This window comes from Marinobacter sp. G5_S1_61_S3 (genome assembly GCF_054968585.1).
The window spans coordinates 1-21,439 of sequence record NZ_JBQKUK010000004.1 but is presented as its reverse complement, the minus strand read 5'-3'; the positions used below and the strand labels follow the sequence as shown (position 1 = coordinate 21,439).

Below are 21,439 nucleotides of genomic sequence, written 5' to 3'. Positions count from 1 at the left end.
ATGTTCGTATATCGAACTTTTCAACAATGCACTGCACTGGAGATTCCGTGATGGCTGAATTTCTCTCTCTCAAGGAAGCCGTGAGCCGCTATATCAGCAATGGCGATACGGTCTGTATGGAAGGCTTTACGCACCTGATCCCCTTCGCTGCGGGCCACGAAATCATCCGCCAGGAAAAGCGCGACCTGACGCTCATCCGCATGACACCGGACCTGGTGTACGACCAGATGATCGGTGCGGGTTGCGCCCGGAAACTGATCTTCTCCTGGGGCGGAAACCCAGGCGTGGGCTCACTGCATCGCCTGCGAGATGCCGTCGAGAAAGGCTGGCCGAATAAACTGGAGATCCTGGAGCACAGCCACGCTGCCATGGCCTGCGCCTATGAAGCCGGTGCTGCCGGCCTGCCACTGGCAGTGCTCCGTGGCTACGTGGGCAGCGATCTGCCAAAGGTGAATGACCAGATCAAATTCATCGAGTGCCCGTTCACCGGAGAGCGCCTGGCCGCCGTGCCATCGGTACGTCCGGACGTTGCTGTGATTCATGCCCAGCGGGCCGACCGCAAAGGCAATGTACTGATAGAAGGCATTGTGGGTATCCAGAAAGAAGTGGTTCTGGCCGCCAAGCGCAGCATCGTGACCGTTGAAGAAGTGGTGGACGATCTGGGCGCTTCGGTGAACGCCTGCGTGTTGCCGTCCTGGGCGGTTACGGCCATTGCCGAGGCCCCGAAAGGCGCCAGCCCGTCCTATGCGCTGGGCTACTACGACCGCGACAACGCTTTCTACAAAGAGTGGGACGGCATTGCCCGGGACCGGGAAACCTTCCAGAGCTGGCTGAAAGACAACGTATTTGAAAAAGGAGCTGCGTGATGAGCCTTGAATTTACCTCTTCGGAAATGATGAGCGTCACTGCCGCCCGCGCACTGACCAACGACATGACCTGTTTCGTCGGCATCGGCCTGCCCAGTGAAGCCGCCAATCTGGCACGCCTGACCCACGCGCCCGACGTCACCCTGATTTACGAATCCGGCACCCTGCAGACCAAGCCGGACGTTCTTCCACTGTCCATCGGTGATGGCGAACTGTGCGAATCGGCGTTGACCACCGTCGGCGTTCCGGAGATGTTCCGCTACTGGCTCCAGGGCGGCCACATCAGTGTCGGCTTCCTGGGCACCGCCCAGATCGACCGTTTCGCCAACCTCAACACCACCCTGATTGGAGACTACCGCGAACCGAAAGTGCGGCTGCCAGGCGGTGGCGGTGCCCCTGAGATTGCCACCAACGCGAAGGAAGTGTTCATTACCGTGAAGCATTCCAAACGCACCTTCGTGAAGGACGTGGACTTCGTCACCACCGTTGGCTTTGGACGTGACGGCACCGCACGGGATAATGTCCCTAATATCGGTCGCGGCCCCACGGTGGTGATTACCGATCTGTGCATTCTCAAGCCCGATCCGGACACCAAAGAACTGGTGGTCACATCCTTACACCCGAACGTAACCCGGGAAGAAGTGATCGAAGCGACTGGCTGGGAGATCCGGTTTGCGGAACAGCTGGAAACAACGCCGGAACCCAGTGCCAAAGAGCTGGACATCCTGCGTGACCTGAAAGCGCGCACCAACGCGCATCATGCCGGCCAACAGTGAGGACTATCATGACTGACGTTTATCTCTGCCACCCCCGCCGTTCGGCCATTGGCCGTTTCGGCGGCACCCTGGCCAGCGTTCGCCCCGATGACCTCGCGGCACATATCTTCAAGGCTGTACTGGAACAGGCCCCGGAACTCGACCCCGCCGCCATCGACGAGGTGATGATGGGGTCTGCCAACCAGGCCGGTGAAGACAACCGCAATATTGCCCGGATGTCTGCCCTGCTCGCAGGCCTGCCCACCTCCGTGCCCGGCACGACCCTCAACCGCCTGTGTGGCTCCGGCATGGACGCAGTGGGCACCGCCTTTCGCGCCATACGCGCCGGCGAAATGGAGCTGGTACTGGCCGGCGGCGTGGAATCCATGTCCCGCGCGCCCTATGTGATGGGCAAGGCTGACTCGGCTTTTTCACGGGGTCAGAAGATCGAAGACACCACCATCGGCTGGCGCTTCGTGAACCCGCTGATGAAGAAGCAATACGGCATCGACTCCATGCCGGAAACCGCGGAAAACGTCGCCGAGCAGTACCAGGTGTCGCGGGAAGATCAGGACCTGTTTGCCTTCCGTTCCCAGGAAAAAACCGCCCGGGCACAGAAGGAAGGCCGCTTCGCAGAAGAAATCGTGCCGGTATCCATTCCGCGCCGAAAACAGGACCCGCTGGTATTCGATACCGACGAACATCCCCGTGCAAGCACCCTGGAGAAACTCGCCTCCTTGCCAACCCCTTTCCGGGAAGGCGGAAGCGTGACCGCCGGCAATGCTTCCGGCGTCAACGATGGTGCCGCGGCTATGCTGGTTGCCAGTGAAAACGCGGTAAAAGCCCACGGCCTGAAACCCATGGCCCGCATCCTGGGCATGGCCACGGCCGGCGTGGAACCGCGTATTATGGGCATTGGCCCGGTCCCCGCCGTTCGAAAACTGCTGGAGAAGCAAGGCATCGGCATTGACGACATCGACGTGATCGAACTGAACGAAGCCTTTGCCGCGCAGGGACTGGCCGTACTACGGGAACTGGGCGTTACCGACGACGATCCCCGGGTCAACCCGAACGGCGGCGCCATCGCCCTTGGGCATCCACTGGGCATGTCTGGCGCACGACTGCTGCAAACGGCAGCCCACCAGCTGCAGCACACCGGCGGCCGATACGCGCTTTGCACCATGTGTGTGGGCGTCGGCCAGGGTATTGCAACACTTATCGAACGCGTCTGAGGCAAGGAGCTACCATGGCTTTTCTGAAACACAACGGCCGCACTGTCTGTTACCGCCTGCTCGGTGATAGCGCAAAACCGCTGCTGATGCTGGCACACCCCCTGGGCATGACGCAGGCCGTGTGGGACGACATGATCCCCGCACTGCTGAACAGCTTCCGGGTACTCACCTGGGACCTGCCAGGACATGGCGCCAGCGCGGCCTGGCCAGAGGCCAGTGACCAGATCGCCCCTGAAGACCTGGCACAGGAGGCCCTCGTACTCGCCACTGCCGCCGAGGCACAGCGTTTCCACTTCGCGGGCACGTCCATCGGGGGAGTGATTGGCCAACAACTCGTCAGCAAGCATGCAGACCGATTGCTGTCCGCCACACTCACCAACACCGGAGCCGTCATCGGCACCCCCGACGCCTGGAACACCCGTTCTGCGAGCGTTCTGGAACTGGGCCTGAGCACCATGGCGGTGGATATTGTGCCGCGCTGGTTCGGCCCCAGCGTCTGCGAACAGCAACCAGCGCTGGTGGAAGGCTGGCGCGTGATCATGGGGCGCGGCGATAACCGTAGTTATGCCCTGCTGTGCGAAATGCTGGGGCGGGTCGACTTCCGCGAAATGCTCAGCGAGCAACGCGTACCACTCCGGTTAGTGGGAGGGTCCGACGACGTGGCCACACCGCCAGACACCCTGAGGGCGCTGGCCGACGCCAGCGGCGCGGCGGAGCCGGTCATTCTGGAGCAGGTTGGCCATGTGCCTTCCGTTGAGTGCCCGGACAAGCTAACCCAGATCCTGGTCAACAACCTGGCCTGATCGACATACAAGCCAGGCCCGTTCGTCTCCCGGCCTGGCTTTTACTCTCGCCAGCACCCAACTTCATTATACGGACACACCTCTGCACTCAGCGGATAGTGGCGCCGCCAAAAAAGCCTTAGCGTTTCAGCACAATCAGAACTATTGCCCTGCGGAAACACCACTATGGCCGACACCCTCGCGTTCGAACAGGAACCGACACACTCCGGAACTTCCAAAACCCCCATCTACGGCGCACTGATCCTGGCGTTAGTGGGCATCGTATTGTTGCTTGCCACGGCAGGCAGCCTCCTTCAGGTTGTTGCCGCAACTCTGACCCTGGGCCTTGTTGCCGCCGCTCTCGCCCTCTGCGTGAAATGGCAGCCAGAGGTTATCACCGTCCGTGAGGAAATACCGGTGCCCGTACCGGAACCTGTCGCAGAGCCGGTGCCGGAAACCAACCTGCAAGAACAACCGTTAGCCCCCGACCCCATGCTCATCAGCCACCTCGACGATTTGCGCAATAATGTCGAGGTCATCCTGGAAGAAATGGGCGAGGCCGGCAAACTCGCCAAGGCATCGGGCGCCAAAGTCACCCACAGCGCCAGCTGCATTTCCGACTCCGAAGCCTCCATCCGGGAACTGGCCGATTTCATGGGACGCATTGACGAGGTCTTCACCCAACTGGGTACACAGTCCGAGGAAATTGGCACCATCGTCGGCAACATTCAGGATATTGCCAAACAGACCAATCTGCTGGCCCTGAACGCTTCCATTGAAGCCGCCCGGGCGGGGGAACATGGCAGAGGGTTCGCCGTGGTGGCAGACGAAGTGCGCCATCTTGCGGTTCGTGCCAACGAATCCAGCGAAGGCATTCGCGCCATCGCCAACAGCCTGACAACCACGTCGGTGGACGCGGGCAATGGCATGGAGAGAATCCGCGAGTCGTGCAACCAGTGCCTGGACCAGTCCGGTGAAGCCTTACAGGCAATGAAGGATATTCAGGCCGGGGCCGTGGCCCGAATGGAAGTGGTGCAGGGAATTACTGACCGTCTACGGGTTCAGCGTGAACTGACCCACCAGCTTTATACCGATCTCAGCCCGAACGACTGATTTTCAGGCATCGTTGTACACCGAGTCTTCATTTTTTCGTCGGCCAACTGTCTGAAATATAAAGTTCCAACAATGCCTGTGCAATCACCGGACACCCCTGTGCAGAAAACGGATATTTCTGCAGCGCCGTGACGCCTCTAATGACAGAACCGCAAAACAAAAATTTCGAGGTGTTGAAATGAACAGGACCAAATCCCTTGCCAGCGCAGTACTGGCAACGACTCTAACCGCAGGCATGAGCCTGGGCGCCCATGCAGCCGCCGGTGACCCGGTAAAAATTGGCGTGATGCTGCCGTTCAGTGGCATCTACGCACAACTGGGTGAAGCCGGGCGCGACGGCCTGAAGCTGGCGCTGAAGGAAAACGCCGCCAACCTGCACGGCGCGGACATTGAATTTATTGAGCTGGATACCGAAGCCAAACCATCACGGGCTCCGGAACTGGCGTCGTCTCTGCTGAACCAACACGAAGCGGACTTTATAATTGGCCCGGTTCATTCCGGTGTTGCCATGGGCATGATCAAGATGCTTCGTGGCAAGGACACCGTGATGATCATTCCGAACGCAGGTGCGGCAGCGGCCACAGGCCCATTGTGCTCGCCCAACATGTTCCGGACGTCCTTCTCATCCTGGCAGCCATCCTACCCCATGGGCAAAGTCGCTCTGGAAAAGGGGTACAAGAAGGTTTATGCCATCAGCTGGAACTACGGCATGGGCCGCGAGAGCCTGGACGCTTTTGAAGAGTCGTTCACTGCCGGTGGTGGCGAGATTGTCGAGAAAGTGCTCCTGCCCTTCCCATCTACCAACTTCCAGTCCCACGTGAGCTCCATCGCGGATACAAATCCCGATGCTGTATTCACCTTCTTCGCTGGCGGCGGCGCCATCAAGTTCGTGAAGGACTACGATGCCATGGGCCTGCGCGGCAAGATTCCGCTGCTGGGGTCCGGCTTCCTCACCGAAGGCACTCTGCAGGCGCAGGGCGACGCTGCCGAAGGCGTGATGACCGGTCTGCACTATGCAGAGCAACTGGATGTTCCCAAGAACCGGGAATTCCGCGAAGCCTTCAATACCGAATACGGCCACTACCCGGACATCTACGCCGTACAGGGCTATGACGCGGGGCAGGCTATCGCTAACACCATCGACCAGCTCAAGGGTGACATTTCGGACAAGCAGGCCGTGATCAGCACCATGGAAAAGCTGACCATCGACAGCCCGCGTGGAGAATTCACCTTCTCCAAGGCCCACAACCCGATCCAGAACGTCTATCTGAGGAAAGTGAAGGACGGCGTGAACGTGGTGCAGAGCATCGCCGCCGAAGCGCTGGAAGACCCTGCCCGTGGCTGCAAGCTCTAAGCACGGGTTCTGAATCCCCCGGCAAAAGCCGGGGGCTCATCTGAAGCTCCCTTGCCCACACCTGAACTGACTTATCCGTAAAACCGTTGGGTATCACTATGTCTACCGAACTTTTCTTCGTGCAACTTATTAATGGTCTCCAGTATGGGTTGCTTCTGTTTTTGATCGCCTCCGGCCTGACCCTGGTGTTTGGTGTCATGGGCATCCTTAACCTGGCCCATGGCTCCATGTACATGGTCGGTGCCTATCTGGTGTGGTACTTCGTTGCGGTAACCGGCAGCTTTACGGTATCCGCCATTCTCTCGGCTGTCATCGCCCTCGGCCTGGGCATACTGATCGAACGGGTATTGATACAGCGGTTGTACAACCGCAACCACCTGGATCAGGTACTGCTGACCATCGGCATGATCTTCGTGTTCAACTCGCTGCAAAGCATTCTCTGGGGCAACGACCCTTATGGCGTCGCAGTTCCTGACGCGCTGAGCGGTTCCGTACCCTTCACCGACAACTCCAGTTACCCGGTTTACCGCATCTTTGCGGCATTCATCTGTATCGCCATCGCCGCCGCGCTTTATTTCGTGGTGAGCAAGACCCGCCTGGGCATGCTGATCCGTGCCGGAGAATCCAACCGGGAAATGGTGGAAGCCCTGGGCGTCAATATCAAAAGCCTCTACACCATCGTGTTTGCGATTGGCGTCATGCTGGCCGCGGTGTCTGGCATTATCGCCGCTCCCATGCGCTCCATTGTTCCGGGTATGGGCGAAAGCGTCCTGATTACCTGCTTCGTGGTGGTGGTCATCGGCGGCATGGGTTCGATCAAAGGCGCCTTTGTGGGAGCCCTCCTGGTGGGGGTTATCAGCACATTTGCTGCGGTACTGATGCCCACCATGTCCAACATGATTATCTACATCTTTATGATCCTGGTGCTGCTGGTGAAGCCCCAGGGCCTGTTCGCCAAGTAAGCGGGAGCCGAACATGATTTTCGAGAAACGCACCGAGCGCATCTTTCTGGCGATCTTCTTTGTGATCGCCCTCTGTATTCCTCTGTTCCTTGAGGACAATTCGTTCTTCGTCGGCAAAGCCACCACCATCCTGATCCTGGCGGTGTTCGTGATGTCACTGGATTTTCTGGTAGGGCGTGTTGGCCTGGTGACCTTGGGGCACGCACTCTTCTACGGCTTGGGCGGTTACTTGTTCGTGATCGTTACGCCGGAATACGAAGCCGTCAATTTCTGGCTCTACGCCCTGTACATCATGGGTATCAGCGCTGTGGTCGCTCTGGTTGTCGGTGTTGTGGTGCTGCGAACCTCTGGCATCTATTTCATCATGATCACCCTGGCGATATCGCAGATGGTGTACTACTTCTTCTTCGACTCCCTGGAGTTCGGGGGTAACGACGGTCTGTTCATTTTCATGAAGCCGGAAACCAGCATCTTTGGCCTGAACTTCCTGAACCTGGATAACCCCACGCACTTCTATTACCTGTCGCTGCTGGCGGTGTTGGTCACCCTGCTGGCCATCAAGATCATCCTGCGTTCGCGCTTTGGCCGCATTGTGGAAGCCAGCCGCCTGAATCCGGAACGCACCGAGGCCCTGGGCTATAACATTTTCGCGTTCCGTCTGATCAGCTACATCATCGGCAGCACCCTGGCGGCTTACGCCGGACTGTTGTTCGCCCTGCAGTATGGCTACGTCAATCCGCAATTCATGACCTGGGAAATGTCCGGTACCGCCCTGGTGATGTCCATCCTCGGTGGTATGGGCACCATCTACGGCGCCATTCTCGGCACCATTACCTATGAAGGTCTGCAGTATTTCTTCGAGCACATGAGCGAAGACTGGATGCTGTTCATGGGCGGCGCGATCATCCTGATGGTCCTGCTGCTGCGCAAAGGCCTGGCCGGTTACCTTGAAAAGCTGCTGGAGAAATAATCATGGCCAACGACATCATTCTGGAAACCGAATCCCTCAGCAAACACTGGGGCGGCATCAAGGCACTCAACGACATTTCCCTGCAGTTTCATGACCGACAACTGCACGGCGTGGTCGGTCCCAACGGCGCGGGCAAAAGTACGCTGCTGAATATGCTGTGCGGCACACTGAAACCGACCAGCGGCTGCATTTTCCACAAGGGCGATCAGATTGAGGGCATGAAACCCTGGAAGTTTGTGCGCCGGGGCATTGGCCGCAGCTTCCAGAAAACCAACATCTACGCCGATGTCACCTGCCTGGAAAACTGCGCCGTGGCCGCTCAACGCCGCTTCACCGGCAGCTTCAATCTGTTCGCGTCGCGTCATTCCAACAAGCTGGTTCGGGAAGCGGCTGAAAAAGCGCTGTGCCAGGTGGGGCTCGAAAGCCGCATCCACACCGTCGCAGCGGAAATATCCTACGGTGAGCAACGCCAGCTTGAGTTGGCGATGGTGCTGGCAACCGACCCCTGCATCCTGCTGCTGGATGAGCCTATGGCGGGGATGGGTCACGAGGAGTCCCAGCGCATTATCGAACTGCTGAACGAACTCAAGCAGACCTACAGCATTGTGCTGGTGGAACACGATATGGATGCCATCTTCGAGCTCTCCGACCAGTTGACCGTACTGGACAACGGCACCCATCTGATCACCGGCACCGTGGATGAAGTACGTAACGAGCCCCGGGTGAAAGAAGCCTACCTGGGCAAGGAAGACGAGGAGGAAGCGGCATGAGCAACAGTCTTCTGGAAGTTAAAAACCTCAACACCCTGTATGGCCGAAGCCACATCCTTCACGATCTGTCGTTCCGGCTGGATAAGGGGCAGTCCATGAGCCTGATGGGGCGTAATGGCATGGGCAAGACCACCACGCTCAAGTCCATTCTTGGCATCGTGCCGCCCCGCAGTGGTCATGTGTATTTCGACGGACAGGACATCAGCAACCTGCCGACCTGGAAGCGGATGCGCCGCGACATAGCCTATGTTCCCGAAGGCCGGGGCATGTTCCACAATCTGACGGTGAAGGAACACCTGCAAATGGCCGCCCGCCCCGACAGCAACGGCAACACCGGCTGGAATTTCGATCGGGTCATGGATACCTTTCCGCGCCTTCAGGAACGCCTGTCAAACCTGGGTACGGAGTTGTCTGGGGGCGAGCAGCAGATGCTAGCGATCGGCCGCGCGTTGGTCACCAATCCCCGACTGATGATTCTGGACGAGGCGACCGAAGGTCTGGCGCCGCTGATCCGCCAGGACATCTGGAACGTGATTGCCACCATCCGTGAGTCGGGCATTTCCACACTGATCGTGGACAAGAACATCAAGGCACTGAAAAAGCTCTGTGACCGTCATGTGGTGGTGGTGAAAGGACAGGTTCACTTTGATGGCAGCTCCGAAGAGCTGGACCAGAATCTGGAAAAGGTCGAAACCGCGCTCAGTGTCTGAATACCCTGATTGGGCTTAGCCCCAATCAGGCGTTTGGCACGCCCAGTGAATCCACAAAGTAGTCCAGCAGCATTCTCACCTTTGGCGACAGGTGACGGTTATGGGGATACACCGCCCAGATACCGTCATCGTCTTCCTGGTAATGAGTCAGAAGAGGTATCAGTGTACCCGCGTCGAGTGCCGGCCCAACGTAATAATCCGGCAGCTGGACAATACCAACCCCCTTCAGCGCTGCATCCAACAAGGCTCTGCCGCTGTCACAACGCACATTTCCACGAATCCGGACATTGCGGGGATGACCCGCATCCTGAAATCGCCAGTAACCCAGATTCCCCTGAAGGCAATTATGGTGTTCCAGCTCAGACAGAGAGTGCGGGGTGCCATGGACAGCGAGATAAGCTGGCGAGGCGCATACATACAGAGTCCGGGAAGCAAGACGCCTGGCCATCAGGCTCGAATCGTCCAGTTTACCAAGCCGTACCGCAAGGTCGTAACCTTCCGCCACCAGGTCCAGTTGCTGATTGGTCAGTTTCATTTCAACGTCGAGTTCGGGATACCGCAGTACAAAATCGTTGACCAGCGGTGCGATCGACTTCTCTCCGTAGGTTACCGGCGCCGTCAGTCGCAGCCGGCCCTGGGGCACCAGCTGCATATTGGTCATAGAGCGCTCCGCCTGTTCAAGGGCGTCCAGTATCTGGCGACAATGCTGATAGTAGATCTGCCCGGCCTCGGTAGTGGAGACGCGACGGGTCGTTCGATAGAACAGACGGGTGGATAACCTGTCTTCGAGCGCGCTGATCTGTCGGCTGACGTGAGCGGTCGAGACGTCCAGGCGTTTTGCCGCCCGGGTGAAGCTCTCCGTTTCAGCCACCGCCACGAATTCGTTTACACCTTCCCAGCGCTGCATGTCACCACCCTACTTTTGCTTCAGCAATTCTGATTATTACACATGAGTAAAAGTGATTTCACGAACACGGTCATTATCAACATATGTGCAGCAAATATAATGACCAGATCATTCGGGCAGTGTCCAAATACAGATGCATCACAAACGGAGAGAATTATGAGCGAGATGATCAAATCAAAAGCAGCCATTGCCTGGGGACCGGGGCAACCACTCTCCATTGAAGAAGTGGATGTAATGCCGCCGAAAGCCGGTGAGGTTCTGGTGCGGGTGATCGCTACCGGCGTCTGTCACACCGACGCGTTTACGCTTTCCGGAGACGATCCAGAAGGTAATTTCCCCGCGATTCTGGGCCATGAAGGCGGCGGCATCGTTGAGGCCATCGGCGAAGGTGTCACGAGTGTCGAGATTGGAGATCACGTTATTCCCCTGTACACGCCAGAGTGTGGAGAATGTAAATTCTGCCTCTCCGGTAAAACCAACCTGTGCGGGAAGATCCGGGAAACCCAGGGCAAGGGCCTGATGCCCGATGGCACCAGCCGTTTCTACAAGGATGGCCAGCCAATCTATCACTACATGGGCTGCTCCACCTTCTCCGAGTACACCGTGCTGCCGGAAATCTCTCTGGCCAAAGTGAACAAAGAAGCGCCACTGGAAGAAGTGTGCCTGCTGGGCTGCGGAGTAACCACCGGCATGGGCGCCGTCATGAACACTGCCAAGGTGGAAGAAGGTGCCACCGTGGCGATCTTCGGCCTGGGCGGCATCGGCCTGTCTGCCATTATTGGCGCTACCATGGCCAAGGCCAGCCGCATCATTGCTATTGATATCAACGACAGCAAATTTGACCTGGCAAAGCAGTTGGGCGCGACCGACTGCATCAATCCGAAAAACTATGACAAACCCATTCAGGAAGTCATTGTCGAACTGACAGATGGCGGCGTGGACTACTCCTTTGAGTGCATTGGCAACGTCGACGTGATGCGTTCTGCCCTGGAATGCTGCCACAAGGGCTGGGGCGAATCCGTCGTCATCGGTGTCGCAGGTGCTGGCCAGGAGATTTCCACCCGCCCATTCCAACTGGTGACCGGTCGAGTCTGGAAAGGCTCCGCGTTCGGCGGCGTCAAAGGCCGCTCCGAGCTCCCTGGAATTGTCGAGCGGTATCTGCAGGGCGAGTTCAAACTCAACGATTTCATCACCCACACCATGGGGCTTGAAGACATTAATGAGGCGTTCGAACTGATGCACGAAGGAAAGAGCATTCGTAGCGTGATCCATTTCGATAAGTGACCGGCGCGGTCGCCTGCCGCCCATGGCAGGCGACTCACCCACGGAGTTCTTGATGAGCATCGAAAACCTGAGCAGCAACAAAAGTTTCGGTGGCTGGCACAAGCAGTACAGCCATCGGTCCGACACCCTTGGTTGTGTCATGCGTTTCGCGATTTACCTGCCACCACAGGTGGCTAGTGGGCAAAAGGTACCCGTCGTTTACTGGCTATCGGGCCTGACCTGCACCGACGAAAACTTCATGCAGAAAGCGGGCGCCCACCGCGTAGCCGCCGAACTGGGCATTGCCATTGTGGCCCCGGACACAAGCCCCAGAGGCGACGACGTCGCCAACGATGACGGTTACGATCTTGGCCAGGGGGCGGGGTTCTATGTGAATGCTACCGAGAGCCCCTGGAACACGCATTACCGCATGTACGATTACGTGCTGAATGAACTACCGGCACTGGTGGAGTCGGTGTTCCCAGTGACCGGCCAACGCTCTGTCGCGGGACATTCCATGGGCGGGCATGGCGCCCTGGTGCTGGCATTGCGCAATCCACAGACATACCAGTCGGTGTCTGCCTTCAGCCCGATCAGCAATCCGGTCAGCTGCCCGTGGGGCAAAAAAGCCTTTGCCGCCTATCTCGGCAACGATACCGGGCGCTGGGCTGCCTACGATGCCAGCTTGTTAATGCGCAAGGCACAGAAATTCGTGCCGGCCCTGGTGGATCAGGGTGACGCTGACAATTTCCTGGCCGAACAGCTTCGCCCCGAAGCCCTTGAGGCGTCAGCCCATATCAGCGGTTATCCGCTGGAACTGAATCTGCGCGAGGGCTACGACCACAGCTACTACTTCATTGCCAGCTTCATTGAGGACCATCTGCGATTCCATGGTCGTCATCTGGAACGGTGACGGAACCCTGCACCGTGCCGGAGATAAGTACAAAAAACGGATAGGGATGTTCATTAACCGGATATTTGCCCACGCCTGAATAACCGATAGTTCAAATGCCAAACAACAAGGAGAAGGCAAATGAACTATCGACATTCATTACTAGCGCTCGCTATTGCATCCGGTCTCAGCGCGGCCCCCGCCGTTCACGCTCTCGAACTCGGCGAGTTCAACGACACCAAATTCAGCATCGGTGGCTATTTCAAAGCCGAAGCCATCTATGAAAAAGTCGATGATGGGGATTCCCGCATCTTCGGCCGTTCCAACCAGTCCCGCGTTAACCTTAAAACAGTCACCCAGAAGGAAGGCCATACGATTGTCGGCTTTGTGGAAGGCGACTTTTACGGCGGCACCTTTCCTGGCGAGAATAACGACCTACGGCTTCGCCACGCCTTCATCAAGGTGGATCAGACCACCGTGGGGCAGACCTGGACCGGCCAGTTCTGGGCCGTTGCCTATCACGATTACCTGGATTTCCTGGGCGGGCCGCGAGGCACCCTGGGCGGGTTCAACTTCCGCACAAACCTGATTAGTCACGAGGTTGCCGGCTTCCGTTTTACTGCACAGGACCCGGTCAACAACGACGCCGACACGCCTGATCTTGCGGTTAACTACAACCTGAGTCTCGACGGTGGTCACCGTGTTATCCTCACCGCATCAGGTCGCGAAGTTGAAAATGGCGACTTCGTGGGTGGCGGCGCCATCGGCTCGAAGTTCATGATCGGGCCTCACAGCCTGAACGTGAATGCTCACTACGGTGAAGGACTTGGTGCATTCACCGGTGTTGGCGTAAACAACAGCCTGTCGTCACCGGATGTCGAAAACGACGACGCTGTCAGCCAGGCAGGGTTTGACGTTGGCTTTCGCTACGTCATCAACAATGAGTGGCGGGCAAACGTCGCCTATACAGCCGTCGAAGTGGATGACGACGCCGACACCAACTACGAAGCCCATCGCGTTAACCTGATCCACAACATCACCCAGGATCTGGAAGCCGGGATAGAGTGGCGAAAGTACAATCTCGCCTTCGGCCCACTGTTGCCGGAAGGCCAGCAGGTTGAGGTCATGGCCAAGTACAAATTCTGATCCGGACCTTCAGAATTGGTATCCTTGCCAACAACCCGCAAAACAGGTGCCCGCCGTCTCCAGGGCACCTGTTTTCCGCTGGTACAAGGCAGCACCAGTCAATTGCAAACGGTAACGTCCATGGCAGAAGAAAGCCCAAAGCGGCAGGGAATCGGTTCGCTGGAAATCGGATTGCATATCCTCAACTACATCTCCGCGGCTTCCAGGCCACCCACCCTCAAAGAGCTGTCGGGGGCCCTGGATCTCTCACCCAGTCGTGCCCACAAATACCTCGTCAGTTTGCTGAGAGAGGGCTACATCAATCAGGTAAACCAGACCCAATACACCCTGGGTAACTCCAGCCTGACCCTCGGTATTTCCGCGCTCCGTCGCATCAATCCCATTCAACTGAGCTATGAAGCCGTTGACCGGCTCAACGAGGAAACCGACAAAACCGTGTCGGTCACCGTCTGGAACGGGAACGGCCCGCTGATCATCAAGTGGCTGGATTCAAGCCAGCCGATCTCGGTCAACGTCCGACTGGGCGCCGAACTGTCGCCACTGAATTCAGCGTCAGGAAGGATTTACCTGGCTCACCTGCCGGCAAAACGACGAAAGGAATTGGTGGACCAGTATTACAAGAGCTCCAAGTCACTCCCGAAACATCGGGGCAAACCCATTACCCGGGAAGAACTGCAACCCCATCTGGAAACTATCAAGCGGGATAACTACTGCGCGTTTTTCAGTGACTATCTACCCGAAATCAATGTGCTGAGCCGTCCGGTCTTCGACATCAACGGCAGCATCGTCACCGTCATCACCCTGTTGGGTCTTGATCGGGACACCGACATCAGCGAAGGCTCATTCCTGTTCGAACAGGTCCGGGAATGCAGTGACCGGGTGACACGGCAGATCTGCGGGCAACAGCGGGAAGGCAATGGCCGGGGTTAACCGGCCATTCGCATGGTTTCGGAGGGCAATTCGCCAAAGGATTTTCGATAGTCCGATGAAAACCGGCCCAGGTGGCTGAAGCCATAGTCCAACGCGATCTCGGTGACGTTCCTGCATTTTCCCTGCAGGAGATCTTCCCGCAACTTCTGAAGTTTAAACTGCTTGATGTAACACTTCGGGGTTGTTGCGAAGGCCTTCGAAAACGCATTGTAGATGGATCGAACACTCATGTTGGAGACACTGGAAAGCTCTTCAATATCAATGTTGCGATGCACGTTCTGTTCAATGTAACGGAGCATTTTACCGAGGGTAGGCGTACAGGCCGGCCCCTTTTCCTGAGATGACCAGTTGCTGGGAAACACCTTCAGCAGCTTCTTGAGGATGATTTCACGATAGGCGCCGCAAACCGGGTTGATATCCTCGTCTTCGGCATCTTCAAGCTCGGAGAGCACGGCCTCCATAATATTGATCAGTGCCGGACACAGCCGTAGCTCCACAGGCGCCCGAGTAAAGCGAATGCCATCCTCCGGCAACCGACCGTGTGACAACTCACGGGCATTATTGAGCACATGCTCCGGAACCTTGATGATCAGCTTTTCGCAATCATCCGAATACTCCAGATCAATCTTTTCATAGGGGTTCACCATAACCGCCTGACCACTGCGAACCTTCATACGCTCGCCCGCCTGATGCCAGACACACTCACCCCGGGTGACCACCTGAAAGTGGTAGATGGACTCAAGTTCGGGGCTTTTTACCCGTACATGGTTACCGTAGCTGAGCTGGGACATCCCAAACCCGGCAAATTCCCTGAAGCTGAGACTGGACTTCCGTTTCTGCTCTCCCAGCATTTCCAGGCGATGCTGCCCGATATGCTGATTAACGAACGAAGACACCTCTTCCGGATGTGCCCCCTGAAGGACGGTAGCGCCCGCAAGTGATTGACCAAACATCTCTCGCCTCATTTACTTATTGTTAATGAGTTCACTTTATATAAATTTAGATGGTCAATCAACAACCAATGATGGCACCACCTAAACAGCATACGTCAGGTCATCAAAGAAGAACGCGAACATGAGATACAACGGGGTATACGAGAGCGGCAAGTGCGCCAACTCACTTCAGGAAGGTCAGGAGGCCTGTTGCTTCAACAAAGTGGCGATGGTCGAGGTGTATGGGGCATCGATGCCAAGACTGGTGCAACGTTTGAGTACAGCACCGGCAATACTGTCCAACTCAAGGGGGCGCCCCTTCTCTCTGTCTATCAGCATGGACGTTTTGATCGCATTGAAGGAACTGATCAGCTCGAACATTTCGTGGAGGTCTTTCTGAGTGAGATTCACATCATCGGCCCTTGATGCTTCAACGGTTTCCGCCATCATGCCATACACAATCCTGCTGAGCTCAGGATGATGAGTAAGGCTGCAGGTGTCTAGTCCTGTCAGTGCCGAGAGCGGGTTTACACCATTGTTGATCACCAGCTTACGCCATAGCTCGTAGCGAATGTTGTCGGAAAGCGTGGTGGGAATACCCGAGTCATCGAATACCGCCGCGAGTTTCTTCAGCAGCAACGAGCGCGCGCTTCCGGGTTTACCCACCGCAGGCCATTCGCCCATGACGATCTCGGCAACGCCTTCTGCTTCAACAACCCCTGGCCGGGCAATATGCCCACCGATCCGCACCGCAAGCCCGCCAATTATTCGCTCCGTACCTATGACATCGGCCAGCAACGGCTCATTGTCAACGCCATTCTGTAAGGACAACACGGGAACCCGGCCCTGTCTGAGCCAGGTTCCGAGCTCTTCCGTAACCAATACGGTGGCTGTCGACTTCAGGGCAATGATGATTACGTCAAAGTCGTCAGGGTGGAATCCGGCCGCCAGTTGCTGGTGGCTGAGCGCCTCTGGACGATGAATCAGCTCCCGCCCCTCGTAGTAAACTTTCAGGCCATGGCTGGCAAGGGCATGCAGATGGTCCCCTCGAGCAGTGAGTATCACCCGGTGCCCCGACTCCAGAAGCCTGGCAGCATAGTAACCTCCAATACCACCGGCCCCAACCATCAATAGTTTCAGCATTTATGGAACCCTCTGTATTTCCAACAGATTATTGCATCCATCCATAACCTGCGAGGGATTGACTGGTCTCGTTCAGCGAAAAGCCAAACAGGCGCTGAGGTGCCTGCATTCCACCCAGACTGAAGGCGGTATTGAGCACACATAACGTCGGGTCGGCAACGGGGGCTTTGGCTCCCGGACTGGAATTAGAGGCACCAAGGTCAGATTTCGACATGGCTTTTGCCCATCGGTGTTCATCTTCCCACTGACGAATCAGGTTACGGATATAACTGTCAATTGGCTGAGGATGATCCACATTGTTGCCGACGTTTTCCAGCCGGTCCAGACATATCAGCAACACGCCCTGGTTTCTCAAGGCTTCCAGGCAATGACCAATGGCCCTGTAGTGTTCACTGGTCATGCCCGTGTTGAGCTTCAATTCAATCACCTCATCAGGCGCGAGGTGCGTCATGCTCTCAGCCAATTCCTTCAAACCCTGTTCCCGAGATCCGCGAACGGCGGCATCAAACCCCCGTTCCGCCATTTCAGATTGCAGACGCCTGGCAAGAACTCCCTCGCCACACTGGTAAAAAATTTCCGGCTGTACGCCCCCTTTTGCCGAGGTAATAAATGCTACGTTGGCAATCACGAGATCCGGCCGTATCAAGCGGCGCAGGCTTGCCTGCCCTTTGGGCCCTATCAGCGCTTCGGTTTCACAGGACAAATACAGCACAGGCAGCTTGGTCACATTACTCACCCGCAAGACACGTTGGTTTGAAGACAACTTTAAGGACGGACTTTACTGGCCGGCTCCCCTGCTATCCCGAAATGGCTTTTAGGCATTTCGGTAATGATTACCCGTACGCGTTCAATCGGCGAATCAATTGAGCGTGACATGGCTTCCGACACCTCACGAATAAGTCGCTCTTTCTGTTCGTCCGTGCGACCTTCAAGGATATACAGTTGGGCTATTGGCATGACGGTTCCTCACGCAAAATCAACAAGAACGTTCCTGACACGCTCCGGGCTCGACGACAAGAAGGCCGGGTAGGTGGCCAGGCGACCAAACCATTGGCGAGTTCGGGGAAAATCGGCAGGGATATCCACGCCGTAGAGCAGGGCCAGAGCAAACCTTGGAAACAAGGCGCACTCGGCCAGGGTTGGCTGGTTCCCGAGAAGGAAGCTTTCGTCTTGCAACGCCATCTCGAGTGCGGCTAGCCCGCCCAGAAATCCGTGTGTACCCTTACGAATCCTGTCTTGATCCCATTCGTTCTCCGGTTTATCGCGTTTCTCAAAGACCACTTCCCGCAGGGATTGCCCCAAAATTCTATCCCCGTACACGACCCAGCTTCGTGCTTCCGCCCTTCGGCGTGGAGAATCCGGCAGCAAGGCCGGCCCGGTTTCGGCCAGGTACTCAAGCATCGGGCCAGAGTCCGTCAGTACCAGGTCATCCTCAATCAACACCGGCACCGTTTGACTCGGCGATAATCGCTGCCACTCGGCGAGAACATCCGGATCTGACCTGTCCATACTGTGCATCACCCGCCCCTGCATAGCTGCGGCAATTCGGACTCGCCAGCAAAACGGACATTCAGGCTTATCAATCAGTCGTATCCTGCTCATTGGCGTGCCGCTCCCAAATCCCTCAGGTGCTCCCCCACAAAATCCAGCCTGTCCTGACCCCAGAAAATCTGGTCGCCGATAACAAACGTGGGAACACCCAGGGCACCTTTTTCCTGTGCTTCCTGCCAGTTCCGGTCAAGTTGGGCATGGAGTTCGGGATCATCGACCGCCCTGGCGAACGCCTCTCTGTTCAGTCCAACGCTTTCGGCAACTGAGGAAAGGACCGCTGCATCCCCTATGTCCAGGCCGTCCGCCCATTCGGCGCGCATCACTGCCACCACGTAGGGTTTGAGCAGTCCTTCCTTCTCCGCCAACAGTGAGCCAGCCCCGGCACGGGTAGGATCCGTACTCTTCGGAGGTGGAGTCAGAGGCATGCCAAATCGACGTGCCCAGCGTGCCACGTCCTGCCTTGCGATAGGCATCTTGACCTTCGCACGGTCCGGATCCGAGCGACCGCGCCATCCCCCCAAAGGCCTCCAGAGCAGATTGACTTGGTACTGGTCAAACAGCTCGAACATGCACTCGCTGGCCAGATAGCAGTACGGGCTGCGAAAGTTGAAATATAAACGCAGATCAATGGTATCGCTCATAATTCCCTGCTCCGTTGGCAGTGTCTTTGAGGCTTAGATAAACCTTCCGGTTACGGTCCCCAGCCCCTGATAACGCACGGTGATATTATCCCCAGGCTCCACGGTGATGGCAGCGGTTATGCCACCGGTCATGATGAAGGTGCCCGCGGGAATGTGCTCACCCCGCTCTGCCAGCAGATTCGCCAGCATCGCCACGCTGGAGGCCGGATGGCCGAGCACGGCGGCACCCGCGCCTACATCGACAACTTCACCGTTCTTCTCGACCACCACGCCCAGGGTTTTCAAATCCACATCCGCCACATCGGCCATCTGGCCGCCAGTGATAAACCGGGTTGATGAGGCGTTATCCGCCACGACACTCACCAGGTCGAACTTGAAGTTCTCATAGCGGGAGTCAATAACTTCCACGGCGGGAATCACAAAGTCCGTCGCCGCCAGCACTTGGCCGATATGGCAGCCGGGGCCTTTCAGGGGTGCCTTGGTGACGAAGGCAATCTCGGCTTCGATTTTCGGATGGATCAATTCCTTGGTGTTGACCACGCCGCCGTCCGGCACACTGAAATAGTCTGCCAGGAAGCCATAGATCGGAGTCTCCACACCCATCTGGGCCATCTTTGCCCAGGAGGTGAGGCCCATTTTCATGCCAACGATCTTGTTGCCACGCTCTTCCTTGCGGCTGCGTATTTCCCACTGCACGTCGTAGGCATCCTCGAAGGTCATGTCCGGGTAGTCATTGGTGACCTTGGTGATGTCGTGGGCCTGCAACTCGGCGTTTTCCACGTGTTCGGCCAGGGCCAGCACCTGTTCACGGCTCAGTGTCTTGCTCATGTGTTCTGCTCCTTTTGTGCCGCCAGCAGATCCAGCGCCACGTCCACGATCATGTCTTCCTGGCCACCCACCATGCGGCGTTTGCCCAGCTCCACCAGAATGTCCACGGTTTTCAGTCCGTACTTCTGCGCCGCCACTTCGGAATGGCGCAGGAAGCTGGAATAGACTCCGGCGTAGCCCAGGGCCAGGGTTTCGCGGTCAACTCTGACGGGACGGTCCTGCAGCGGGCGTACAATGTCATCAGCGGCATCCATCAGGGCGTACACATCGGTGCCGTGCTCCCAGCCCATCTTGTCGAAGGCGGCGATGCACACTTCCAGCGGGGCGTTACCCGCGCCTGCGCCCATGCCGGCGAGGCTGGCATCGACACGGTCACAGCCTTCCTCGACCGCCACGATGGAGTTGGCCACACCCAGGGCCAGGTTGTGGTGGGCATGGATGCCGGTCTGGGTTTCGGGTTTCAGAACATCCTTCAGGGCCCGGAAGCGGTCGCGGATGTCGTTCATGTTCATGGCACCGCCGGAGTCGACGACATAGAGGCAGGTAGCCCCGTAGTCTTCCATCAGCTTGGCCTGTTCCGCCAATCCTTGCGGGGTCTGCATGTGGCTCATCATCAGAAAGCCGACGGTGTCCATGCCCAGTTTGCGGGCGTGCTCGATGTGCTGCTTCGACACATCCGCTTCGGTGCAGTGGGTGGCCACTCTGACGATTCTTGCGCCGGCGCTGTAGGCGTTGTCCAGGTCGTGGACGGTGCCGATGCCGGGCAGGAGCAGGGTGGCAATTTTCGAGTGGGTGACTACGTCCGCCACCGCTTCGATCCACTCCAGGTCCGTGTGGGCGCCGAAGCCGTAGTTGAAGCTGGAGCCCTGCAGGCCGTCGCCGTGGGCTACTTCAATACTGTCGACTTTTGCCTTGTCCAGGGCCCGTGCAATGTCCTGCACGTTCTTGATGGAGTACTGGTGACGAATGGCGTGGCTGCCGTCCCGCAGGGTCACGTCGGAGATGTAGAGTTTCTTGCCGGGGTTATAAGTCATGGTTCAGTCTCCTCACTTGACCAGCGATTCGGCGATGCGCTCGGCAGTACCAAGAGCCGCGGAGGTCATGATGTCCAGGTTGCCCGCGTAGGCCGGCAGGTAATGGGCAGCACCCTCCACTTCCAGGAAGATGGAGGTCTTCAGGCCGCTGAACTTACCCAGGCCCGGGACGTTCATGGGCTGGTCTTCAGGAATCACATCAAACTGCACTTTCTGCTTGAGGCGATAGCCGGGCACGTAGCTGTTGACGGCCTGGACCATTTCTTCCACGGAGGCTTCGATTTCCGCCTCGTCAGCGGCCTCGGACAGCACGTAGACGGTGTCCCGCATCAGCAGGGGTGGTTCGGCCGGGTTGAGGATGATGATGGCCTTGCCCTTGCCGGCACCACCGACCACTTCGATGGCCTTGGAGGTGGTTTCGGTGAACTCGTCGATGTTGGCGCGGGTGCCGGGGCCGGCGGATTTACTGGAAATGGATGCCACGATTTCCGCGTAATGAGCCTTGGCGACTCGGGAGACCGCTGCGACCATGGGAATGGTGGCCTGGCCACCGCAGGTGACCATGTTGACGTTGCCCTCGGCCAGATGTTCCTCCAAATTAACCACGGGCACGCAGTAGGGGCCGATGGCCGCCGGGGTCAGGTCGACCACGCGAATA

At 57.5% G+C, this 21,439-nt stretch carries 24 protein-coding genes; 14 read left to right on the top strand and 10 right to left on the bottom strand.

Features of this window, described 5'->3' with window-relative positions:
* The first annotated feature begins 50 nt into the window (after window positions 1-50).
* The 10 genes from ACTRWH_RS04485 to ACTRWH_RS04440 all read left to right on the top strand — a co-directional run bounded on the left by ACTRWH_RS04485 (window position 51) and on the right by ACTRWH_RS04440 (window position 9,514).
* Window positions 51-866, top strand: a complete 816-nt coding sequence (locus ACTRWH_RS04485) for a CoA transferase subunit A (protein WP_136633519.1) — start codon at window positions 51-53, stop codon at window positions 864-866.
* Window positions 866-1,642: a CoA-transferase subunit beta gene (locus tag ACTRWH_RS04480; RefSeq protein WP_075195463.1), complete on the top strand. Its 777-nt coding sequence runs from the start codon at window positions 866-868 to the stop codon at window positions 1,640-1,642. Before ACTRWH_RS04485 ends, ACTRWH_RS04480 begins: the two co-directional genes overlap by 1 nt.
* A gap of 8 nt (window positions 1,643-1,650) precedes the next feature.
* Window positions 1,651-2,853: a 3-oxoadipyl-CoA thiolase gene (gene pcaF / locus ACTRWH_RS04475; RefSeq protein WP_369810868.1), complete on the top strand. Its 1,203-nt coding sequence runs from the start codon at window positions 1,651-1,653 to the stop codon at window positions 2,851-2,853.
* A gap of 14 nt (window positions 2,854-2,867) precedes the next feature.
* The gene (locus tag ACTRWH_RS04470) at window positions 2,868-3,656 is read left to right on the top strand and encodes an alpha/beta fold hydrolase (protein WP_462825977.1); all 789 of its coding nucleotides are present in this window, start codon (window positions 2,868-2,870) and stop codon (window positions 3,654-3,656) included.
* Window positions 3,657-3,821: 165 nt separating this feature from the next.
* Complete coding sequence (locus tag ACTRWH_RS04465) at window positions 3,822-4,748, top strand: methyl-accepting chemotaxis protein (RefSeq protein ID WP_273622779.1); 927 nt, start codon at window positions 3,822-3,824, stop codon at window positions 4,746-4,748.
* 178 nt (window positions 4,749-4,926) lie between these two features.
* Window positions 4,927-6,102 (top strand): ABC transporter substrate-binding protein, encoded by a 1,176-nt coding sequence (locus tag ACTRWH_RS04460; protein ID WP_462825975.1) that lies wholly within the window; start codon window positions 4,927-4,929, stop codon window positions 6,100-6,102.
* A gap of 98 nt (window positions 6,103-6,200) precedes the next feature.
* The gene (locus tag ACTRWH_RS04455) at window positions 6,201-7,064 is read left to right on the top strand and encodes a branched-chain amino acid ABC transporter permease (protein ID WP_075195473.1); all 864 of its coding nucleotides are present in this window, start codon (window positions 6,201-6,203) and stop codon (window positions 7,062-7,064) included.
* A gap of 13 nt (window positions 7,065-7,077) precedes the next feature.
* The gene (locus tag ACTRWH_RS04450) at window positions 7,078-8,034 is read left to right on the top strand and encodes a branched-chain amino acid ABC transporter permease (RefSeq protein WP_075195474.1); all 957 of its coding nucleotides are present in this window, start codon (window positions 7,078-7,080) and stop codon (window positions 8,032-8,034) included.
* Between the two features lie 2 nt (window positions 8,035-8,036).
* Window positions 8,037-8,804 carry an ABC transporter ATP-binding protein gene (locus tag ACTRWH_RS04445; RefSeq protein ID WP_075195475.1) on the top strand — a complete coding sequence of 256 codons (768 nt, stop codon included), beginning with the start codon at window positions 8,037-8,039 and terminating at the stop codon, window positions 8,802-8,804.
* Window positions 8,801-9,514, top strand: coding sequence for an ABC transporter ATP-binding protein (locus ACTRWH_RS04440; RefSeq protein ID WP_075195476.1), 714 nt, complete (start codon window positions 8,801-8,803; stop codon window positions 9,512-9,514). The genes ACTRWH_RS04445 and ACTRWH_RS04440 overlap by 4 nt, the downstream gene beginning before the upstream one ends.
* Before the next feature lie 25 nt (window positions 9,515-9,539).
* On the opposite strand, the gene ACTRWH_RS04435 is transcribed toward ACTRWH_RS04440, so the two are convergent.
* Complete coding sequence (locus tag ACTRWH_RS04435; RefSeq protein ID WP_075195477.1) at window positions 9,540-10,421, bottom strand: LysR substrate-binding domain-containing protein; 882 nt, start codon at window positions 10,419-10,421, stop codon at window positions 9,540-9,542.
* Between the two features lie 165 nt (window positions 10,422-10,586).
* On the opposite strand from ACTRWH_RS04435, the gene ACTRWH_RS04430 reads away from it, so the two are divergent.
* From ACTRWH_RS04430 to ACTRWH_RS04415, 4 genes are all read left to right on the top strand, one after another.
* The gene (locus ACTRWH_RS04430) at window positions 10,587-11,705 is read left to right on the top strand and encodes an S-(hydroxymethyl)glutathione dehydrogenase/class III alcohol dehydrogenase (protein WP_227662382.1); all 1,119 of its coding nucleotides are present in this window, start codon (window positions 10,587-10,589) and stop codon (window positions 11,703-11,705) included.
* Between the two features lie 52 nt (window positions 11,706-11,757).
* Window positions 11,758-12,597, top strand: coding sequence for an S-formylglutathione hydrolase (gene fghA, locus ACTRWH_RS04425; RefSeq protein WP_036202357.1), 840 nt, complete (start codon window positions 11,758-11,760; stop codon window positions 12,595-12,597).
* 120 nt (window positions 12,598-12,717) lie between these two features.
* Complete coding sequence (locus ACTRWH_RS04420; RefSeq protein WP_075195479.1) at window positions 12,718-13,722, top strand: porin; 1,005 nt, start codon at window positions 12,718-12,720, stop codon at window positions 13,720-13,722.
* 120 nt (window positions 13,723-13,842) lie between these two features.
* Entirely contained in the window at window positions 13,843-14,652 is an 810-nt protein-coding gene (locus ACTRWH_RS04415) for an IclR family transcriptional regulator domain-containing protein (protein WP_462825973.1), read from the top strand.
* On the opposite strand, the gene ACTRWH_RS04410 is transcribed toward ACTRWH_RS04415, so the two are convergent.
* The 9 genes from ACTRWH_RS04410 to ACTRWH_RS04370 form a co-directional block, all read right to left on the bottom strand.
* Window positions 14,649-15,605 (bottom strand): AraC family transcriptional regulator, encoded by a 957-nt coding sequence (locus ACTRWH_RS04410; RefSeq protein WP_199480274.1) that lies wholly within the window; start codon window positions 15,603-15,605, stop codon window positions 14,649-14,651. The genes ACTRWH_RS04415 and ACTRWH_RS04410 overlap by 4 nt on opposite strands.
* Window positions 15,606-15,782: 177 nt before the next feature.
* Complete coding sequence (locus tag ACTRWH_RS04405; RefSeq protein WP_462825972.1) at window positions 15,783-16,727, bottom strand: 2-dehydropantoate 2-reductase; 945 nt, start codon at window positions 16,725-16,727, stop codon at window positions 15,783-15,785.
* A 28-nt stretch (window positions 16,728-16,755) separates the two neighbouring features.
* Complete coding sequence (locus ACTRWH_RS04400; protein WP_228210240.1) at window positions 16,756-17,454, bottom strand: class III extradiol ring-cleavage dioxygenase family protein; 699 nt, start codon at window positions 17,452-17,454, stop codon at window positions 16,756-16,758.
* Window positions 17,455-17,492: 38 nt separating this feature from the next.
* Window positions 17,493-17,684 carry a 2-hydroxymuconate tautomerase gene (locus ACTRWH_RS04395; protein ID WP_007152856.1) on the bottom strand — a complete coding sequence of 64 codons (192 nt, stop codon included), beginning with the start codon at window positions 17,682-17,684 and terminating at the stop codon, window positions 17,493-17,495.
* A gap of 9 nt (window positions 17,685-17,693) precedes the next feature.
* The gene (locus tag ACTRWH_RS04390; RefSeq protein ID WP_228210239.1) at window positions 17,694-18,329 is read right to left on the bottom strand and encodes a glutathione S-transferase family protein; all 636 of its coding nucleotides are present in this window, start codon (window positions 18,327-18,329) and stop codon (window positions 17,694-17,696) included.
* Window positions 18,326-18,919: a DsbA family protein gene (locus ACTRWH_RS04385; RefSeq protein ID WP_462825970.1), complete on the bottom strand. Its 594-nt coding sequence runs from the start codon at window positions 18,917-18,919 to the stop codon at window positions 18,326-18,328. Before ACTRWH_RS04385 ends, ACTRWH_RS04390 begins: the two co-directional genes overlap by 4 nt.
* Before the next feature lie 33 nt (window positions 18,920-18,952).
* A complete protein-coding gene (gene dmpH / locus ACTRWH_RS04380; protein WP_136633699.1) occupies window positions 18,953-19,747 on the bottom strand; it encodes a 2-oxo-3-hexenedioate decarboxylase in 795 nt (264 codons plus the stop codon).
* Window positions 19,744-20,781: a 4-hydroxy-2-oxovalerate aldolase gene (dmpG, locus tag ACTRWH_RS04375; protein ID WP_136633700.1), complete on the bottom strand. Its 1,038-nt coding sequence runs from the start codon at window positions 20,779-20,781 to the stop codon at window positions 19,744-19,746. The genes dmpH and dmpG overlap by 4 nt, the downstream gene beginning before the upstream one ends.
* Before the next feature lie 12 nt (window positions 20,782-20,793).
* Window positions 20,794-21,439: acetaldehyde dehydrogenase (acetylating) (locus ACTRWH_RS04370; protein WP_462825969.1), on the bottom strand; the 646-nt coding region annotated here is incomplete at its 5' end.

What these genes read in the sequence shown, in the direction of transcription:
- ACTRWH_RS04485 (WP_136633519.1), top strand. Translation starts at nt 51, where the DNA reads ATGGCTGAATTTCTCTCTCTCAAGGAAGCCGTGAGCCGCTATATCAGC.
- dmpG (WP_136633700.1), bottom strand. Translation starts at nt 20,781, where the DNA reads ATGACTTATAACCCCGGCAAGAAACTCTACATCTCCGACGTGACCCTG.
- ACTRWH_RS04395 (WP_007152856.1), bottom strand. Translation starts at nt 17,684, where the DNA reads ATGCCAATAGCCCAACTGTATATCCTTGAAGGTCGCACGGACGAACAG.
- ACTRWH_RS04445 (WP_075195475.1), top strand. Translation starts at nt 8,037, where the DNA reads ATGGCCAACGACATCATTCTGGAAACCGAATCCCTCAGCAAACACTGG.
- fghA (WP_036202357.1), top strand. Translation starts at nt 11,758, where the DNA reads ATGAGCATCGAAAACCTGAGCAGCAACAAAAGTTTCGGTGGCTGGCAC.
- ACTRWH_RS04450 (WP_075195474.1), top strand. Translation starts at nt 7,078, where the DNA reads ATGATTTTCGAGAAACGCACCGAGCGCATCTTTCTGGCGATCTTCTTT.
- ACTRWH_RS04440 (WP_075195476.1), top strand. Translation starts at nt 8,801, where the DNA reads ATGAGCAACAGTCTTCTGGAAGTTAAAAACCTCAACACCCTGTATGGC.
- ACTRWH_RS04465 (WP_273622779.1), top strand. Translation starts at nt 3,822, where the DNA reads ATGGCCGACACCCTCGCGTTCGAACAGGAACCGACACACTCCGGAACT.
- ACTRWH_RS04430 (WP_227662382.1), top strand. Translation starts at nt 10,587, where the DNA reads ATGATCAAATCAAAAGCAGCCATTGCCTGGGGACCGGGGCAACCACTC.
- ACTRWH_RS04390 (WP_228210239.1), bottom strand. Translation starts at nt 18,329, where the DNA reads ATGAGCAGGATACGACTGATTGATAAGCCTGAATGTCCGTTTTGCTGG.
- dmpH (WP_136633699.1), bottom strand. Translation starts at nt 19,747, where the DNA reads ATGAGCAAGACACTGAGCCGTGAACAGGTGCTGGCCCTGGCCGAACAC.
- ACTRWH_RS04410 (WP_199480274.1), bottom strand. Translation starts at nt 15,605, where the DNA reads ATGTTTGGTCAATCACTTGCGGGCGCTACCGTCCTTCAGGGGGCACAT.
- ACTRWH_RS04385 (WP_462825970.1), bottom strand. Translation starts at nt 18,919, where the DNA reads ATGAGCGATACCATTGATCTGCGTTTATATTTCAACTTTCGCAGCCCG.
- ACTRWH_RS04405 (WP_462825972.1), bottom strand. Translation starts at nt 16,727, where the DNA reads ATGCTGAAACTATTGATGGTTGGGGCCGGTGGTATTGGAGGTTACTAT.
- ACTRWH_RS04470 (WP_462825977.1), top strand. Translation starts at nt 2,868, where the DNA reads ATGGCTTTTCTGAAACACAACGGCCGCACTGTCTGTTACCGCCTGCTC.
- pcaF (WP_369810868.1), top strand. Translation starts at nt 1,651, where the DNA reads ATGACTGACGTTTATCTCTGCCACCCCCGCCGTTCGGCCATTGGCCGT.
- ACTRWH_RS04435 (WP_075195477.1), bottom strand. Translation starts at nt 10,421, where the DNA reads ATGCAGCGCTGGGAAGGTGTAAACGAATTCGTGGCGGTGGCTGAAACG.
- ACTRWH_RS04460 (WP_462825975.1), top strand. Translation starts at nt 4,927, where the DNA reads ATGAACAGGACCAAATCCCTTGCCAGCGCAGTACTGGCAACGACTCTA.
- ACTRWH_RS04455 (WP_075195473.1), top strand. Translation starts at nt 6,201, where the DNA reads ATGTCTACCGAACTTTTCTTCGTGCAACTTATTAATGGTCTCCAGTAT.
- ACTRWH_RS04420 (WP_075195479.1), top strand. Translation starts at nt 12,718, where the DNA reads ATGAACTATCGACATTCATTACTAGCGCTCGCTATTGCATCCGGTCTC.
- ACTRWH_RS04480 (WP_075195463.1), top strand. Translation starts at nt 866, where the DNA reads ATGAGCCTTGAATTTACCTCTTCGGAAATGATGAGCGTCACTGCCGCC.
- ACTRWH_RS04415 (WP_462825973.1), top strand. Translation starts at nt 13,843, where the DNA reads ATGGCAGAAGAAAGCCCAAAGCGGCAGGGAATCGGTTCGCTGGAAATC.